Source organism: Streptomyces sp. NPDC104096, from assembly GCF_055584385.1.
In genome coordinates this window covers 38,838-55,003 of sequence record NZ_JBVJMD010000015.1, presented here as the reverse complement: position 1 = coordinate 55,003, position 16,166 = coordinate 38,838, and the positions used below count along the sequence as shown (strand labels likewise).

The following is a 16,166-nucleotide window of genomic DNA, read 5'->3' as shown; positions in this document are numbered from 1 at the left end:
CACGCCCTGGCCGCGGCATGCCCGCCGAAGGACCGTCGTGAACCGATCCCTGCATCTCAGAGGGCTGATCGCCCTCGCCGCCGTCGCCGTGTCGCTGTACGTCGCGCTCACGGTGCCCGTCCATCTCGGCCTCGATCTGCGCGGCGGCACGCAGATCGTCCTCCAGACCCGGCCGACCACCGCGGACGGCGACGCCGTCGACGCGGACGGCGACGCGGTCGAGCGCACCGTCGAAGTGCTGCGCGAGCGCATCGACGCGCTCGGTGTCGCCGAACCCGGCATCGTCGGCTCCGGCAGCAACCGGATCATCGTCGAACTGCCCGGTGTGCAGGACCCGGCGAAGGCCGCCGAGCTCCTCGGCCGTACCGCCCAGCTCACCTTCCACCCTGTCGTCGGCACCGCCTCCGGCACCGACGACGTCCCCGAACCGCTGCCCGGTCAGCCTCGCCGGCTGGTGCTGCCCGACGAGTCCGGGCAACGTCTGCGCCTCGACGCCGCCTCGCTGACCGGCAAGGACGTCCGGAAGGCCGCCGCGCGCTTCGACCAGCAGGGCGGCGCCGGATGGCACGTCACCGTCGACTTCGAGGGCGCCGGGAAGGACGGCTGGGCCCGCCTGACCGGTGCGGCCGCCTGCCATCCGGCGGGGCACCCGTCCCGCCGGGTCGCCATCGTCCTCGACGACAGGATCGTCTCCTCGCCGCAGGTCGACCCGTCCGTCGCCTGCCGCTCCGGGATCACCGGCGGTTCCACGCAGATCACCGGTTCCTTCGACGACGGGGAAGCCAGGGAACTGGCGCTGCTCATCAACGGCGGAGCCCTGCCCGTGCCGGTGGAGATCGTCGAACAGCGCACGGTCGGCCCCACCCTCGGGGCCGCGGCCATCACGGCCAGCGCCTGGGCCGCCGTCATCGGCACGGCGCTGACCTCGCTGTTCATCATCGTCGTCTACCGGTTCCTGGGCCTGCTGGCCACCGTGTCCCTGGCCTGCTACGGCCTCGTCTCCTACGCCGCCCTGGCCGCGCTCGGCGCCACCCTCACCCTGCCCGGACTCGCCGGGTTCGTGCTGGCCATCGGCATGGCCGTCGACGCCAACGTGCTGGTCTTCGAGCGCGCCCGCGAGGAGTACGCCGCCCGGCGACGGGCCACCCCCCGCTCGTCGCTGACCGCCGGATTCCGCGGCGCCCTCAGCGCGATCGCCGACTCCAACATCACCACTCTCATCGCCGCCGGCCTGCTGTTCTTCCTCGCCTCCGGACCCGTCCGCGGCTTCGGCGTCACTCTGGGCATCGGCGTGCTCGCCTCCATGCTCAGCGCGCTGGTCGTCACCCGGGTGCTCGCGGAGTACGCGGCCGCCCGCCCCTGGGCGCGTCGCCGCCCCGGCCTGTTCGGCGTCGCGCACACCGGTACCGTCCGCGACCATCTCACCCGCAGGAACCCGCAGTTGATGCGTCACCCGCGCAGATGGCTGGCCGTCTCCGCCGCCGCGCTCGTCCTGGCCGCCTCCGGGATCGCGCTGCGCGGCCTCGACCTCGGCGTCGAGTTCACCGGTGGGCGTCTCGTCGAGTACACCACCGCCACCGCCGTCGACCCCGACCGGGCGCGCGCCTCACTCGCCGACGCGGGCCTTGCCGACGCCGTCGTGCAGACCTCGGGCGACGACCGACTCACCGTACGGACAGGCCCCTTGACGGACAATCAGACAGCGGGCGCCACGGAGGTCGTCCGCGACCTGGCCGGCGGTGCCGAGGTCCTGCGCGACGAGAGCATCGGCCCCAGTCTCGGCAAGGAGCTCCGCAATGGCGCGCTCGTCGCCCTCGCGGTCGCCCTCGGGGCCCAACTCGTCTATCTGGCGGCGCGGTTCCGCTGGCTGTTCGCCACCGCCTCGGTCGCGGCGCTGGCCCACGACGTGGTGATCCTCACCGGTGTCTTCGCCTGGCTCGGCAAACCCGTCGACGGTGTCTTCCTGGCCGCGCTGCTGACCGTCATCGGCTACTCCGTCAACGACTCGGTCGTCGTCTTCGACCGGGTCAGGGAGCTCGGCCACCACCGCAGAACGCCGTTCCTCGACATCGCCAACCGGGCACTCCTGCAAACGCTGCCCCGCACCGTCAACACCGGCATGGGCGCCGCGTTCGTCCTGACCGCGCTGGCCGTCCTCGGCGGTGACACCCTCACCGACTTCGCCCTCGCCCTGCTCATCGGCCTCGCGGTCGGCACCTACTCCTCCATGTTCACCGCCGCACCGCTGGCCGTCGCGCTGCACGACCGCGGCTGAGGCCCCTGTTCAGGGCACGTCGGCTGCCGGCCTTCCGTCAGAGCGGGGGGTTGGCAGCCAGCCGGCAGGCGCCGGTCGCGGCGCCGCCCGGCACACCGAGCGCGGTCAGGGCGTCGGTACAGCCCCGCAGGTCGGCGTGCACACCTCGGGTGCAGGCCGTGGTCACGGCGTCCGTGACTTCGACGCCGGTCTGCCGGACCATGTTCGTACAGGCCGGGATGTCCGCCCGGGCGGCGGGTGCGACGAAGACGGCGCCGCCGAGCACGAGGGTCAGACCGGTGAGGACACCGGCGACGCGGGCCGATGTAGGCATGGCAGATACCTGCTCTCCAGGATCGCTGGGACGCGCGGATCCGGCACCGGGCGGCGGACACGGCGGGTGTACGACTCCTCACCCCGGGCCCGCACCCGGGCGGCCCCACGCCCGCCCGTCGGCCGGACGGAACCGCCCCTCCCCACCTCCGACGCTAGAACAGCCCGACCCCATGCGCACCTTGACCCGGCCCTGTCGTCCCCGGGCGCCCGGGCACCGACACCGGCACCGGCACCGGCACCGGCACCGGCGGACGTCTCACTCGCGCTGCGTGGCGAACAGTTCCAGGTGCGCGCAGGCGGGGCAGCGGTAGGCCTCGATCGTCCAGCGCGGCCGGCCCAGCCTCTTGACACCGCCCAGCGGCCCTCGCTGAAGGGCGCCTTCGATCCACCGCGCGTTGCCGCGGGCGCCCTGCCCCGCGTCCTCGATGAAGCCCGGTTCCAGCCCTACCGTGCCGCAGCGGGTGCACTGTATGTCGTTCATCGGGCGAGTGTATGGACCGGTTGTCCGCGGCGGCCATGAGGGTGGCGCGCCGCGCGTCCGCGCGCTTCGGACCGCCCCGTGGTCGCGCAGTCACCGTTACTCAGGCGGGGTTGAGTATGTGGGCTCATGTCCGACAGGACCGCCCACGGCGAGGATCGGTGCAGAGGCGCGGTCGAGGAAACGGCAGCGCGATACAGCTGACACAGTTACGGAGAATCTCATGTCCCGACGTCTGGCTCTGTCCGTGGCCACCGGTGTTGTCGTCCTCGGCGGCGTGGGCGCCGGTGCGTTGGCTCTCGCCTACGCCGGGGATCAGCCTCCGGCGGTCACCGACAGCAGCGCCCGTTACACCGCTCCCGTCGGCGACCGCGACGGCGCGCTGACCTTCGTCACGGACGTCTCGGCGTCCTCCGGGGTCAAGAACGTGAAGGTGCTGGCCTGGCCGGAGCACTCATCCCTCGCCGAGAAGCGGCCGACGGCGAAGGACATGGCCGCCGTGGAGTCGGCGATCTGCAAGCCCTCCGGAGAGGACACCGTGCGCTGCACCTACACGGCCGTGGTCACCCGGTCGGACGCGCAGTCGTCGCCGCGCGGTGTCTGGCACGTCGCCGTCCTGGCCACCGCCGAGGACGGCACGACCACCCTGGACGACAAGGCGGCCGACTTCACCGTCGGGTGAACCGGCCGCGGTCGGGAGCAAAGATCCCGCGGCCGCTGCCACGTCCGGCCTGCCCCATGGGTGGGCAATTGCATAATTCCGGGGCCATAGACGCGCATTTTCCAGCTACCGCTGCGAGATGTCACCGGCGGACGGGGCAGAGCAATGAGCACGGACGACCCGTTGACGACCGATCTCACCACGCGGTCCCGGGCCGGGATCCGTGGCTTCCGTGTCGGCGACGGTCCGCGGGTGGTGGAGGGGGCGCCGGAGCCTGCCGGCCGACCGGTGACCCAGGACCGCTTCCGCGAAGCGGCCGGGCTCCTGTCCTCCCTGGGCTTTCGCACCTGGTACGAGGCGGCGGCGCTGGACCGCGCTCTGGTCGGCCATCGCCTCCCCCACGGAGGTCGCCCGGCGCCGGGACGAACCCACCGCGCAGGGCTACCGGTTCGCCACCCCGTCCGACGACGACCTGGTGGACCTGGTCGCCCTCGCCGGGAGCCGCTTCGACCCGGACTGGGCGCGCGCGATCCGGGAGTGCCTGCTCGCGGTCGATCCGGCCTGCACCTCCCGATGGGGCGCCCAGCACTGGCAAAAACCCCTGACCGGCAGTACCCGTAAGGTTTCCCGGCACGATGCCGCGAGCATCGCGATCGGGCGACGCGCCCTCGGACACTCCGTCCGGCGTCGGACGGCACCGCCCCCGCACGACCGGAGCGATCGCGCGGGGCATCGGACCGCCCAGGCCGGACCCGGCACCCGAGAGCGTGAGGGACCCCGCCCCCGCGTCCCCGGACCACGGACAAGATCCGTGCCGCCCGGCCGCGGAGCGAAAGCAGGCGACCGGAACACCCGACACCGTCCGGGGCGTTCGGCCGAGCAACCGCAGTCCTGGCAGCAGGTCCCACTCCCGCTCAGTCCTCAGGAACGGTTCGGGCTGTCGACGTACGACGACTCCGCCACCGTCGGCCAGACCCTCGCGCTGCTCAACGCGGCCGGCGGCTCGTTCGTCCCGGCGGACGGTCACGGCACCGCCATCGACTCGCCCGCCGGCCGTGCCCTGTTCGAGCTGGAGCACCGTCTCGTCGCCCGCGACGCGAGCAGCCCCGGCACCAACGTCTACCGGGCGTTCGGGTTGGGGCAGGTGGCCGTGATGATCAGCGCCGGCCGGTGGACGGCGAGTCTGCGGGCCGCGATGGGCCGGGACTACGGCGAGGTCGGCGTCGCGCCCGTACCCGTCCCGCACGATGCCGATCGTGATGGCCGGTCTGGTCCTGAGCGTCCTGCCGGTGCTGGTCCTCTTCCTGTTGCCGCAGAAGTACTACATCCGCGGCGTCATGCTCAGCGGCCTCAGGTGAGACCGGCGGATCCGCGGGCGGGCCGCGCGCCCTGAAGCGTCCGGGGCCCCCGCGCACACTGGTGATTTAGCCGATGGCGCCCGCGTCCCGCCCCACGACTCTGGTCGGGTCAAGTACCCGCATCCTCGTCTGGAGGGTTCCATGCGTCGTTCCCCGCGCCGGCTTCTCGGCGTTCTCGCGGCCTCCGCGGTCGCGTTCACCCTGTTCTCCTCGGCGTCGACGGCAGGCGCGGCGCCGGCCGCTTCCACGACCGTCTCCGCCGCGCGGGCGGCCGACGCGGCCGTGCAGCCGCTGTCGACCAGCACCCCGGTCGTGTTCGTCCACGGGTACACCGGCAGTGCCTCCAACTGGGTCACCGCCATGGCCGTCTTCCAGGCCAACGGCTGGTCCAGCTCCAACCTGTTCGCCTACGAGTACAACTCCTACGGCAACAACGTCACCAACGCGCAGGGCCTGGCCACCTTCGTCAACAACGTGAAGGCGCGCACCGGCGCGAGCAAGGTCGCCATCGTCAACCACTCGATGGGCGGCCTGGTCAGCCAGTACTACCTGAAGGTGCTGGGCGGCAACACCAGCGTCAGCCACCTCGCCTCGATCGCCGGCGCCAACCACGGGACCACGTACGCGAGCGCCTGTCTGATCTACACGACCTGCCAGCAGATGTACCCGGGCTCCTCGTTCATCGCCCAGATCACCGCGGGCGACGAGACGCCGGGCGACACCAAGTACGCCACCTGGTACTCGGCGTGCGACGGCGTCATCATCCCGTACACCAGCACGAAGCTGGACGGCGCGACGAACAACAACGTGGCCTGCCAGACCCACATCGGCTATCTCACCGACACGACCGTGCTCGGCCAGATCGCCCGCTTCGTCGCCTCCTGACCCGCCTCGCCGCGAAGCGCCCGGGACCGGCCGCCCGACCGGTCCCCGCCCCGCCCCTCGCCCGTCCCCTTCCCCGGCACCGCCGCTGCCGGGTCGGGGGACGGGCCGGTGTCGGCGGCCGTGACCGACAGGCGGAGGCGCTGGAGGTGCTCGCCCGCTGCTGCCCCGGCACGGCCGGCCCCTCTTCGGACCGTCGGTCTTCGGACCGTCGGTCTTCGGACCGTCGGATTTCGGACCGTCGGATTTCGGGCCGTCAGTACTCGGACCGTCGGACGTCAGCCCGTCGGGCTCAGCCCGTCGTTCCTCGGTCCGTGGGCCAGGAGCCGAAGCGGCCTCCGGACCATTCGCGCACGGCCGGTACGACGGCCTCCGCGCCGCCCGGCAGCCGGTCCACGCGGATGACCGCGTACACCTCCTGCCCCTCGACCAGCTCCGAGCGGTCACGGGCGAACCGGCGGCCCGGTTCGGCCCACACCAGCAGCCAGGGCGCCCGCTGTCCCGAGCACGGGCCCACGGTCACCGCGGCGACGCTCGGCCAGTCGAACACCGTGTCGGTGCCACCGGCCTCCCGGGCGGTCAGGCCCTCCGGGCCCACCCGCAGCCGTCGCGGACGGACCCAGCGCCTGAAGGCCCGGCCGGTGTACCACCAGGCGGCCATGGCACCGATGGGCCCGATCGCCACGAACGGCTCCGGCACCAGCAGGCCGCCCCCGTCGAAGGAGTCCACCGCCAGCAGGCTGAGCGCCACCGCGGCGGCCAGGCAGGCCGTCAGCCGGGCGGTGTTCCCGGCCCGCGCGGTGAAGTCGCGGGGCCGGGCGGACGGGCCGGGCGCGGTGGACCGTACGGAGGCGGCCGGTGAGCCGGGTACGCCCGGGGCCACGGGCCCTTGCGACGCTGTCGGAACGGGCGGTCCGTCGAGGACCAGTCCGGTGGGCAGCCGCTTGATCCGGTCGCCGCCGAACTGCCGTAGACAGTCGGTCAGTTGGTGCAGCGGCTGGTCCAGGTCGTCGGTGTCCAGCAGGGTGTACCGCAGTCGGCCGTCGGGGGTGCGGTCCGGCTTGCGCGGCAGGTCCGCCCCGGACACCGGCCACAACACCAGGTGCGGCGCCGGGATCGAGGCCTCGCCCGGTCCGCCGTCCGGGCTTCCCGCCGGCGGGTACACCAGGCCGATCGACTCGACCTGCGCCCAGCTCAGTTCACCGTCGTGCAGCCGCACCCCCCAGGCGTCCACCTCAAGACGGAACGGCTTGCGCAGTTCCCCGAGGGTCAGCAGTCCCACGAGCCCGATGAACGCGAAGACCCCCATGAACCACACCAGCGCCCGCCACCCGGCGCCGCCGCTCGCGACCAGCCAGGCGCCGCAGACCGCCTCCAGTGCCAGCGCCCAGCCGACCATCCGCACGCCTCTGCGCCGCACCCGCCACCGCTTCGTGAATTCCATCCCCACCCCTCCCACCGGCGTTCGGTGCGTGGAGCGTGCTCCTTCTCGGCGTCGGACCGGTGAACTCCGCGGCACGGAAAGGCGTCACCCGCCCGGGTGAATCCGGCGGCGTCCACTCCCCATGACCGCATGGCTGTCGCCCCCCGGGGGATGAATCCGGCATCCGATGCGGTTCCCGGCGCCACAAGGAGCCCCTGCGTGCGCTCAGTCGTCTTCACCGCCGATTTCGGCTCCGCGCGCCAGTGGGTCGCGGGGCGTTCCTGGGCCTATCCCGACGGCGGCCCCACCAACACCGGCGACAACAAACTGGATCACCTCACCGCCGACCCCGCCCACTCCCGCACGGGCACGTTCCGCGCCGCCCGCCGTGCCGACGGACTGTGGGACACGGGGCTGCTCACCACGGAGGAGAGCGCCCAGGGTTTCATGGTCCGCAGCGGAGACCACCTGGACACCACGGTGCGGCTGCCCACCGAGTCGGGGGCGTGGCCGGCGATCTGGACCTGGCGGGACGGGGGGAACGAGGTGGACGTGTTCGAGTACCACCCGGACAACCCCGACCTGCTGGAGCTCAGCAACCACGTACGCCACAGCTACAGGTACGTACGGGACGCGGCCGTCCGCCCCGGCGGTGTCGTCGACCTCGGCGTGACGTTCGGCGCGCGCAGCGTGAGCTGGACGCTGAACGGCAGGCAGGTCTTCGCCGACGGACGCGGCGTCGGCTCCGGCTGGCGCGCCCACCTCATCGTCAACCTCTCTGTCTGCGCCGGGCGTTACCACCCCGCCCCGGACCCCGAGGTCACCGAGATGTCGTACGAGGTCAGGAGCCTGGTGGTCCATCGCGGCCCGGGAGCCCTCCAGGAACCGGCGGACGAGGAGCCCGGACCGGCCCGTTGAGACCCGCACTCCCCCGGGCGCACCGGGAGCACCGGGCGCCGAGCCGCTCACGCGCCGGTGGCCGAAATGCTCTCGCTGCACATGCTTCGTTCTTGATGTCACCATCACCCCGCATCCCTGCGTTCACGAAGGCTTCTCAGACTCTGCACGTCCCCAGCGTGTACGCCATGGTTCCCAGCGGGAGTTGAGCATGAGTCACGGCCACAGCCATGACCACGGTCACGGTCACCACCACCATCACCACGACAGCGGCGAGGCCACGTCGCTGCCGCCGGCCCTCGACCTGTCGGTCCCGGACGAGGAACTGACCCCCGGCCAGCTCTCCCGGCGCTCCATGCTGCGCCGCACGGGTCTGCTCGGTGCCGGTCTGGCGGCGGGCAGCGTGCTGGGCGGGGCGGGCCAGGCCGCCGCGGCGACGTCCGAGTCGTTCGCGGCGCACCACGACTCGCACTCCGGCGGCTACCTGTGGCTCGCCGGTGACCACCACATCCACACCCAGTACAGCTCCGACGCCAAGTACCGGGTCGTCGACCACGTCCGCCAGGCGAACGCGCACGGCCTGGACTGGATGGTCATCACCGACCACGGCAGCGTCGCGCACGCCAAGATCGGTGTGGAGAAGGTCAACCCGGACATCGTCGCGGCCCGTGACCAGATCGACGACACGCTCGTCTTCCAGGGGCTGGAGTGGAACATCCCGGCCGCCGAGCACGGCACCGTCTTCGTGCACCCGGGCAAGAACGAGGTCGCGGTGCTGAAGGAGTTCGAGAACTCCTTCGACGGCAGCGTCAAGGGTGCCTCCGCCAGCAGCCCGGCCAATGAGGCGCTCGCCATCGCGGGCATCAACTTCCTCGCCGAGCAGGTGCAGCGCCGCAAGGTGAAGGACGTGCTGTTCCTCGCCAACCACCCGGCGCGCAAGGGCATCGACTCCCCGCACGAGATCCGCGGCTGGCGCGACGCGCAGCCGACGATCGCCGTCGGCATGGAGGGCGCCCCCGGCCACCAGGCGGCAGGCATACCCGCCCCGCTGGGCGCGGGCTCCGGTCGTGGCATCTACGACAACAGCCCGAGCGCCGACTCCTTCGGCGCGTACCCGCTGGAGAGCTACCGCACCTGGGGCGGCTTCGACTGGATGACCGCCACCGTCGGCGGTCTGTGGGACAGCCTGCTGGCCGAGGGCAAGCCGTGGTGGGTCACGGCGAACTCCGACTCCCACAACGTGTACGCCGACACCGCGGTTCGCGGCCCCAACAGCGACTTCAACGCCAACGGCCGTTACGAGGACCCGGTCTACGGCGGCACCCTCAACGTCACCGACACCGACTTCTGGCCGGGCCAGTACTCCCGCACGCACGTCGGCGCCGCCTCCTTCTCGTACAAGGCGGTCATGGACGGCATCCGGGCCGGCCGGGTCTGGGTGGACCACGGCGGGCTCATCAGCGGCCTCAACGCCCGGCTCCGTTCCGGGAACCGCGCGGTCACCCTGGGCGGTGCGCTCACCGTGCGCCGCGGCAGCCAGGTCGACCTGGTCGTCGAGATCAGTCTCGCCAACGGCCCCAACTGGGCGCAGTTCGTGCCGAAGCTGGCCCGGGTCGACGTCGTCCAGGGCGACGTGACCGGTCCGGTCGCCGACAAGGACACGTTCGTCACCCCGGCCACCAAGGTCGTGAAGTCCTTCGAGGTGAACAAGTCCACCGGCGCGGTGCGTCTCACCTACTCCCTCGGCCGGGTGGACAAGCCGGTGTACGTGCGACTGCGCGGCACCGACGGCAACCGCTCGGCGGTCGGCCTGCGCGGCGCGGCCGTCGACCCGGCCGGTCCGGCGATGGACGTCATCGGGGACGCCGACCCGTGGAAGGACCTGTGGTTCTACTCCAACCCCATGTGGGTCCTGCCCTCATGACACCCCCGCACGACGCCGTCGGCGTCCACACCGTCATCGGGGTGGACGCCGGCTCGGCGAACCTGCGGGAGGCCGACCACCTGATCCACCACCTGGTGGACGAGTTCGGCCTCCCGCCGGGCACGATCGCCTGCACCCATCTGATCCGCACCGACGAGCGCCGCAGCACGGCCGTGTCGCTGGCCCTGCCCGACGCCGGGGCGGCGCGGGCCGCGTGGGCGCGGGTCGTCGACTGGGCGGGTCCGGACACGGGCGCCGCCTTCGGGGAGCGCACGCACGGCGCACCGCGGGCCGCCCTCGCGGCGCGGCTGGCCGCCGGGGAACACGCCGGGCGCCGGGCCGGGCGGGCCGTGTCGTACCCGGGCGTGGACGCTCTCACCGGCACCGTCACGGTGGGTGATCTGCTCGGCCTGAGCGCCGTCGACCAGGTCGTCGTGGTCGGCGCGCCGTCGGTGGACGGCGGCGGACCCGACCCGGTCACCGCGGTGCGCACCCGTGACCATGTGCGCCCCGAGTGGCGCGACGGCCGGCTCACCCTGGCCCTGGTCCCGGCGGTCGGCGGCGCGCTCGCCCCGTTCGAGGTGCCCAACCCCACCCCCTGCTGCGCCGATCACGCGTGAGGGAGGCTCCCCGCCGGGTGCCCCGCACGGCACCCGGCGGGCCCGCCGGTCCGAACCGAGGCCGCGCCTCGGGGCGGGGCGCCGGGCGCGCTCGGGTCAGGCCGTGTTCCCGGCGTTGCGCAGTCGGGCGAACGACGTGTCCAGTCCCCTCTTCATCAGTCGCGCGAGCGGTCGCTCGACCAGACGGTGCACCAGCCAGCTCAGCACCAGGAATCCGGCGACGACGGTCACGACCAGCAGCCGGGCGTCCATGGTGTCCCGCAGCCGGTTGATCAGCGTCGTACCGGCCGCGTAGTGCATCAGGTAGAAGGGGTAGGTCAGAGCGCCCGCGGTGATTAGCCACTTGCCGTGCACGCGATCGGTCGCACCGAGCGCGATCGCCACCATGACCAGCAGGAACACGCTGAAGATCAGTACGCTGCCCCGCCAGCCGGAGACGTGCTCGACCTGGTCGATCCGGTTGCCCAGCTCCAGTTGGCCCATCAGCCACGCCATGCCGAGGATGCCCCACAGGAGCAGGTCCTGGCCGAAGCGGTGCATGAGATAGAGCGCCAGCCCGGCGATGAAGTACCAGGCGCCCTGCGGGTTGGCCACCAGCACCAGCAGACGGAAACCGGAGGCCGGGGCGATCATCGCGGCGGCTCCCCACACACAGCAGAACACCACGACCTTGCGGTAGGTCAGGCCGGTGGCGACGACCGCCAGGAACAGCAGATAGAAACGCAGTTCGGACCAGAGGGTCCAGTACACGCCGTCGATGTTCGACACGCCCGAACCGGACTGCAACATGGTCAAGTTGAGCAGGATCTCCCGCGTCCGCTGCTGTTCCCACACTCCTGGCAGGGCCACCAGGACGGCCGTGGTGACCCCGATGGCGACCCAGTAGGCGGGATACAGCCGGATGACCCGTGAGACGAAGAACTGCCGCGGGGTGCGGCCCCAGCACGACATGCAGATCACGAAGCCGCTGATCACGAAGAAGATCTCGACGCCGATCCAGCCGTAGGCGCCGAAACGGAACACCGTGGGCATGATGTCGGACACCGGCCTGTCCCAGATCAGGTTGGCCGGCTGGTCGACCCGCCAGGTGCCCGCGTAGTGATGCACCGCCACCATCAGGGCGGCCAGCAGGCGCAGCCCGTCGATGGCGTACAGCCGTCCGCTCCCCCGACCGCCCACGGTGGCGCGCTTCGCTTCCGCCCCGGCGGTACCCGACCGCTGTCCGGCGGGGGCGAGCGAGGAGAGCGGCCTGCGCAGCCCGACGACGAACCGTCTCTCTGCCGACGACGATCTGCGGGCGGCGACGGGCGTCGCCCCCACACCCGTCACAACACGTTCAGACATGCGAATCCTCATCAGGTATATGACTCAGAAATGGCGCACGACATCCCATCCGAACGGCATGGGCTCAAAACTCACACCCTGAGACACCCGTCACTCCCGGATGGTTGTACGCCCAATCACTTTTCGATCCGGCCAGATCCGGACCAGATCGTTCCGGGTGAGATCCGGCCGAGGGAATCGCCAATTCACCTGTTCTGGCGGCCTTCCGGAGCTGCGATGCACCTACCGGACGGGCTCGGTCTCCCGCACTCCACGAGAGGGCGCGGACCCTCCCGGTATACCGACAACCCGCCGACGGCACATAACCGGACGCGGGCGAGCCGCTTTCCGACACCCGACGGACCAGGTCCAGTTCATGTCCTGTACACCTCATATAGATTCATGGACGTGATCGTCGCCATGCGGGCTACCGCGTGCCCACCGCATGGGGAACCATGAAGCATGCGCCCGGACGGCTGGCATCTCACCGAAGACCTCGACGAATTCCTCGCCCGGAGCCGGGACTTCCTGCACACGCGCCCCGCTCTGCACACGGTCGCGCTCACGGTGACCGAGACGCTGCGCGTCCGCGGGATGCACGTGTACGGCGCCGAAGCCCCCGTCTTCGGCCGGCTGGAGCAGTCGGGCGAGGTCCGGGCCGCGTTCTTCCGCACCCCGCCCCAGAACCTGAGTTTGACCTCGCTCGCCCCGGAGCACGCAGACACCCTCGCCGCCCGTCTGGCCGGCCTCGGCCACCGCCTTCCCGGCGTCGACGCGGACCACGACACGGCCACCGCCTTCGCCGAGGCCTGGCAGCGCCACACCGGCGCGACACCGACGCTCCGCAGGCGCCACCGCCTGTACCGGCTCGGCGAGTTCACCCCGGCACAGCCGCTCCCGGCCGGCCGGGGACGCATCGCGGGCGCCCAGGACCGCGAGCAACTCGTTCAGTGGCACGACGAGTTCGTCGCCGCCGCAGGAAACGTCGGGTCCATGGACGCCGGCTCCTGGGCCGACGCGCGCATCGCCCACGCGGGCGTCACGTTCTGGGAGACCCCGGACGGCACACCCGTGTCGATGGCGGGCACCACCCCTATGGTCGCCGGCCAGATCCGGGTGGCCCCCGTCTACACCCCGGCCCCACTGCGAGGGCGCGGCTACGCGCGAGCGGTGACGGTCGAGGTGAGCCGGGCCGCCCTGGCCGCGGGCGCGCAGGAGGTCGTACTCTTCGCGGACCTCGCCAATCCCACCAGCAACGGCCTCTACCTGCGGGTCGGGTATCGACCGGTCGCCGACTTCGTCGTGTACGAGTTCTCGCAGACCTCGGCGGGAGAAGTTCCGGGCCGGGCCGACTGACCTGGGGAAAGCCGCTGGATTGACGGAACCGTCAACCTCCGTACGCGCACGCCGGGTGAAAGCCCCCGCAGGCGCGGTGACGGCTCTCGCCCAGGCATCGGCGCATCAAGCGGCGGTCGGCTCCCGTTCCGCGAGCGTTCAACTCGTGGTGCCTGCCCGCGCTGTGTGGTGTCTCTATGTTTCCTGAGGGTTTTGACGGAGGGGGCTATGGACACTCGTCTTGCGGTCCGGGCTCGTGGGATCACCCGATACTTCGGTGACGTCGTCGCACTCGACGGCGTCGATCTGGATGTGGCGCAGGGGCAGATCCACGGCCTGGTCGGACCGAACGGCGCCGGGAAGACGACTCTGCTCGGCCTCCTGCTGGGCCTGGCCGTCGCCGACAGCGGCCGCCTGGAGATCCTGGGGACGCCGGTCGGCCGGGCGCTCGCCGTGCCCGACGGGGTCGCCGGATTCGTGGACGGCCCCGGTCTCTACCCCGCGCTCACCGCCCGGCAGAACCTCGCGGCGCTGGCCGCCCTGCGCGGTCGTACGGCGCGGACGGCGGGGATCGACGACGTGCTCGACCAGGTCGGGCTCACCGACGTCGCCGACGACCGGACCCGCGGCTTCTCCCTCGGCATGCGGCAACGGCTCGGGCTCGCCGCCGCCCTGCTCACCAGGCCCAGGCTGCTCGTGCTCGACGAACCCTCCAACGGCCTGGATCCGGCCGGGAAACGGCATGTGCACCGAGTCCTCACCCGGCTCGCCGCGGCCGGGACCGGCATCGTGCTGTCGAGTCACCGTATGGACGACGTCGAGGCGTTGTGCTCGGACGTCACCCTGCTGGCCACCGGGCGGGTCGTCTTCTCCGGTCCGCTGGGCAAGCTGGCCGCCGAGAGCCGTGAACTCGACTACCGGCTGCTCACCTCCGACCCGCGGGCCGCCCGCGCGCTGGCCCTGGACACGCCCGGTATCGCGGTCGTCGACGACGCGCGAACACCGCCCGCCACAGCGACACAGCACGGCGCCGCCGCACCGCACACCGTGCCCGCGCAGAGCACCGACGCACCACAGCACACCGTGCCCGCACAGCGCGGCGCCACGGCGCGGTACGGGGCCGACGCGTTCGTCGTCAGCGCCCTGGTGCCCGCGCTCGACGTCCTGGTGGCGCGGATCGTGCGGGCGGGCATCGCGGTGCGCGAGCTGGCCCCCGTGGTGTCTCCGCTGGAGGCCGCGTTCCTGGCCCTGACCGAACAGCAGGAGGCCGACCGATGACCACCGACGCCGCCGCGGACGCCGCCGGTACCACGGCCGACCACCGGGTCGGCGAGGGCGACGACCCGGGCGGGATCCGCGGTGTGCCGGTGGCCCGCGGCTTCCGCTTCGAACTGGTCAAGCTGGTCGCCCAGTGGCGGGTCCGGCTGCTGGTGCTGGCCTGCTGGATCGCGCCGGCGCTGTTCGTCGCGGCGGTGAGTCGGCAGAGCACGCTCCCCTCCGACACCCTCTTCGGCCGCTGGATGCACGCCACGGGGTGGGCCGGGCCGCTGGTGGTGCTCGGGTTCGCGGGCACCTGGGCGCTGCCGTTGCTGACGTCGGTGGTCGCGGGTGACGTGTTCGCCTCGGAGGACCGGCTCGGCACCTGGCGTCATCTGCTGGTGGCGGTCCGCTCGCCCCGGCGGATCTTCGCGGCGAAGGCGCTGGCCAGTCTCACCGTCATCGTGCTGCTGGTGGCGGGGATGGCCTGCTCCAGCACGGTCGGCGGGCTCCTGGCGGTCGGCGACCAGCCGCTGATCGGCCTCGACGGGCATGTGCTGGCCCCCTCGGACGCCGCCGGTGAGGTGCTCCTCGCCTGGGTGTGCGCGCTCGCGCCGACGCTGGCGCTCGCCGCGATCGGACTGCTCGGATCGGTCGCGCTGGGGCGCTCGCCGATGGGGCTGCTGCTGCCCGCGCTGGTCGCGCTCACGATGCAGCTCGCCCAGATGCTGCCGCTGCCCGTGGCCGTGCGCCTCGCCCTGCCCGGCTATGCCTTCATCGCCTGGAGCGGCCTGTTCACCAGCCCGGCGCAGTTCGGCCCGCTCCTCGTCGGCGTCACGGTCAGCCTGGTGTGGGCGGTGACCGCGACCGGGCTGGCGTACCTCCTCTTCCTGCGGCGGGACTTCACCAATCCGTCCTACGACGGCCCGGGGCGCCGCGCGCTGGCCCTCGGCGTGCTCCCGCCGGTCTGCCTGCTGGCCCTCACCGTCGTGGCCGTCGCCGTGACCGGGCCGTCCATGGGTTCCGGCATCGAGCAGGACAAGGTCCAGCGGTCGGTCGCCACGGTGTTCGCGCATCTGTACCGCCTCCAGACGGAGCAGCTGAACCGACCCGCCGTCACCGAAGCGCAGTTGCGGGTCACGGCCGCGTGCGACAAGGGCGCCGGCCAGAGCGCCGCCGAGGGGCCGGGCAACGACTGGCGCTGTGTCGTCACCTGGCACCTCCCGGGCGTCCAGGCCCCGGGGACGGCGATCTACCAGCTCGATCTGACCTCCGACGGGCGGTTCATGGCCGACGGTGACGGACCGAAGGAAGTGAACGGCTACTTCCTGGTGCGCACCCCGACCGGGGACGCGCCGAACCCGCTGTGGCAGTTCGACGGCAATGTCGAGCTGCTCTCCACCACGCCGAAGGGATGA

At 72.2% G+C, this 16,166-nt stretch carries 13 protein-coding genes and 1 pseudogene; 10 read left to right on the top strand and 4 right to left on the bottom strand.

From position 1 onward, the window contains the following. Positions 1 to 37 precede the first annotated feature (37 nt). Entirely contained in the window at positions 38 to 2,275 is a 2,238-nt protein-coding gene (secD, locus tag ACZ60B_RS17940; protein WP_469387979.1) for a protein translocase subunit SecD, read from the top strand. Positions 2,276 to 2,312: 37 nt separating this feature from the next. On the opposite strand, the gene ACZ60B_RS17935 is transcribed toward secD, so the two are convergent. Next, positions 2,313 to 2,588 (bottom strand): hypothetical protein, encoded by a 276-nt coding sequence (locus tag ACZ60B_RS17935; protein ID WP_469387978.1) that lies wholly within the window; start codon positions 2,586 to 2,588, stop codon positions 2,313 to 2,315. Between the two features lie 258 nt (positions 2,589 to 2,846). Next, positions 2,847 to 3,071 carry a hypothetical protein gene (locus tag ACZ60B_RS17930; protein ID WP_469387976.1) on the bottom strand — a complete coding sequence of 75 codons (225 nt, stop codon included), beginning with the start codon at positions 3,069 to 3,071 and terminating at the stop codon, positions 2,847 to 2,849. Between the two features lie 220 nt (positions 3,072 to 3,291). On the opposite strand from ACZ60B_RS17930, the gene ACZ60B_RS17925 reads away from it, so the two are divergent. The 3 genes and pseudogenes from ACZ60B_RS17925 (at position 3,292) to ACZ60B_RS17915 (ending at position 5,972) form a co-directional block, all read left to right on the top strand. Then, positions 3,292 to 3,750 (top strand): DUF5707 domain-containing protein, encoded by a 459-nt coding sequence (locus ACZ60B_RS17925; RefSeq protein WP_469387975.1) that lies wholly within the window; start codon positions 3,292 to 3,294, stop codon positions 3,748 to 3,750. A gap of 520 nt (positions 3,751 to 4,270) precedes the next feature. Then, positions 4,271 to 4,657: pseudogene (locus tag ACZ60B_RS17920) on the top strand (IS200/IS605 family accessory protein TnpB-related protein); the annotation flags it as partial. A 571-nt stretch (positions 4,658 to 5,228) separates the two neighbouring features. Further along, positions 5,229 to 5,972, top strand: coding sequence for an esterase/lipase family protein (locus ACZ60B_RS17915; protein ID WP_469387973.1), 744 nt, complete (start codon positions 5,229 to 5,231; stop codon positions 5,970 to 5,972). Between the two features lie 289 nt (positions 5,973 to 6,261). Here ACZ60B_RS17915 and ACZ60B_RS17910 read toward each other — a convergent pair whose 3' ends face one another. Then, positions 6,262 to 7,413 (bottom strand): hypothetical protein, encoded by a 1,152-nt coding sequence (locus tag ACZ60B_RS17910; RefSeq protein WP_469387971.1) that lies wholly within the window; start codon positions 7,411 to 7,413, stop codon positions 6,262 to 6,264. A 198-nt stretch (positions 7,414 to 7,611) separates the two neighbouring features. Here ACZ60B_RS17910 and ACZ60B_RS17905 point away from each other — a divergent pair, with 198 nt between their 5' ends. The 3 genes from ACZ60B_RS17905 (at position 7,612) to ACZ60B_RS17895 (ending at position 10,833) form a co-directional block, all read left to right on the top strand. After that, positions 7,612 to 8,310: a beta-glucanase gene (locus tag ACZ60B_RS17905; RefSeq protein ID WP_469387969.1), complete on the top strand. Its 699-nt coding sequence runs from the start codon at positions 7,612 to 7,614 to the stop codon at positions 8,308 to 8,310. Between the two features lie 190 nt (positions 8,311 to 8,500). Next, positions 8,501 to 10,213, top strand: a complete 1,713-nt coding sequence (locus tag ACZ60B_RS17900) for a PHP domain-containing protein (RefSeq protein ID WP_469387968.1) — start codon at positions 8,501 to 8,503, stop codon at positions 10,211 to 10,213. Beyond that, entirely contained in the window at positions 10,210 to 10,833 is a 624-nt protein-coding gene (locus ACZ60B_RS17895) for a hypothetical protein (RefSeq protein WP_469387967.1), read from the top strand. Before ACZ60B_RS17900 ends, ACZ60B_RS17895 begins: the two co-directional genes overlap by 4 nt. A 96-nt stretch (positions 10,834 to 10,929) precedes the next feature. Here the strand turns inward: ACZ60B_RS17895 and ACZ60B_RS17890 are convergent, their stop codons facing one another. Continuing rightward, complete coding sequence (locus ACZ60B_RS17890) at positions 10,930 to 12,177, bottom strand: acyltransferase family protein (protein WP_469387965.1); 1,248 nt, start codon at positions 12,175 to 12,177, stop codon at positions 10,930 to 10,932. A gap of 441 nt (positions 12,178 to 12,618) precedes the next feature. Between ACZ60B_RS17890 and ACZ60B_RS17885 the strand changes: the two genes are divergently transcribed. The 3 genes from ACZ60B_RS17885 to ACZ60B_RS17875 all read left to right on the top strand — a co-directional run bounded on the left by ACZ60B_RS17885 (position 12,619) and on the right by ACZ60B_RS17875 (position 16,166). Then, on the top strand, positions 12,619 to 13,512 hold the full coding sequence (locus tag ACZ60B_RS17885; protein ID WP_469387963.1) for a GNAT family N-acetyltransferase: 894 nt from the start codon (positions 12,619 to 12,621) through the stop codon (positions 13,510 to 13,512). A gap of 207 nt (positions 13,513 to 13,719) precedes the next feature. Then, entirely contained in the window at positions 13,720 to 14,769 is a 1,050-nt protein-coding gene (locus ACZ60B_RS17880) for an ABC transporter ATP-binding protein (protein WP_469387961.1), read from the top strand. Next, positions 14,766 to 16,166, top strand: coding sequence for an ABC transporter permease (locus ACZ60B_RS17875; RefSeq protein WP_469387959.1), 1,401 nt, complete (start codon positions 14,766 to 14,768; stop codon positions 16,164 to 16,166). The genes ACZ60B_RS17880 and ACZ60B_RS17875 overlap by 4 nt, the downstream gene beginning before the upstream one ends.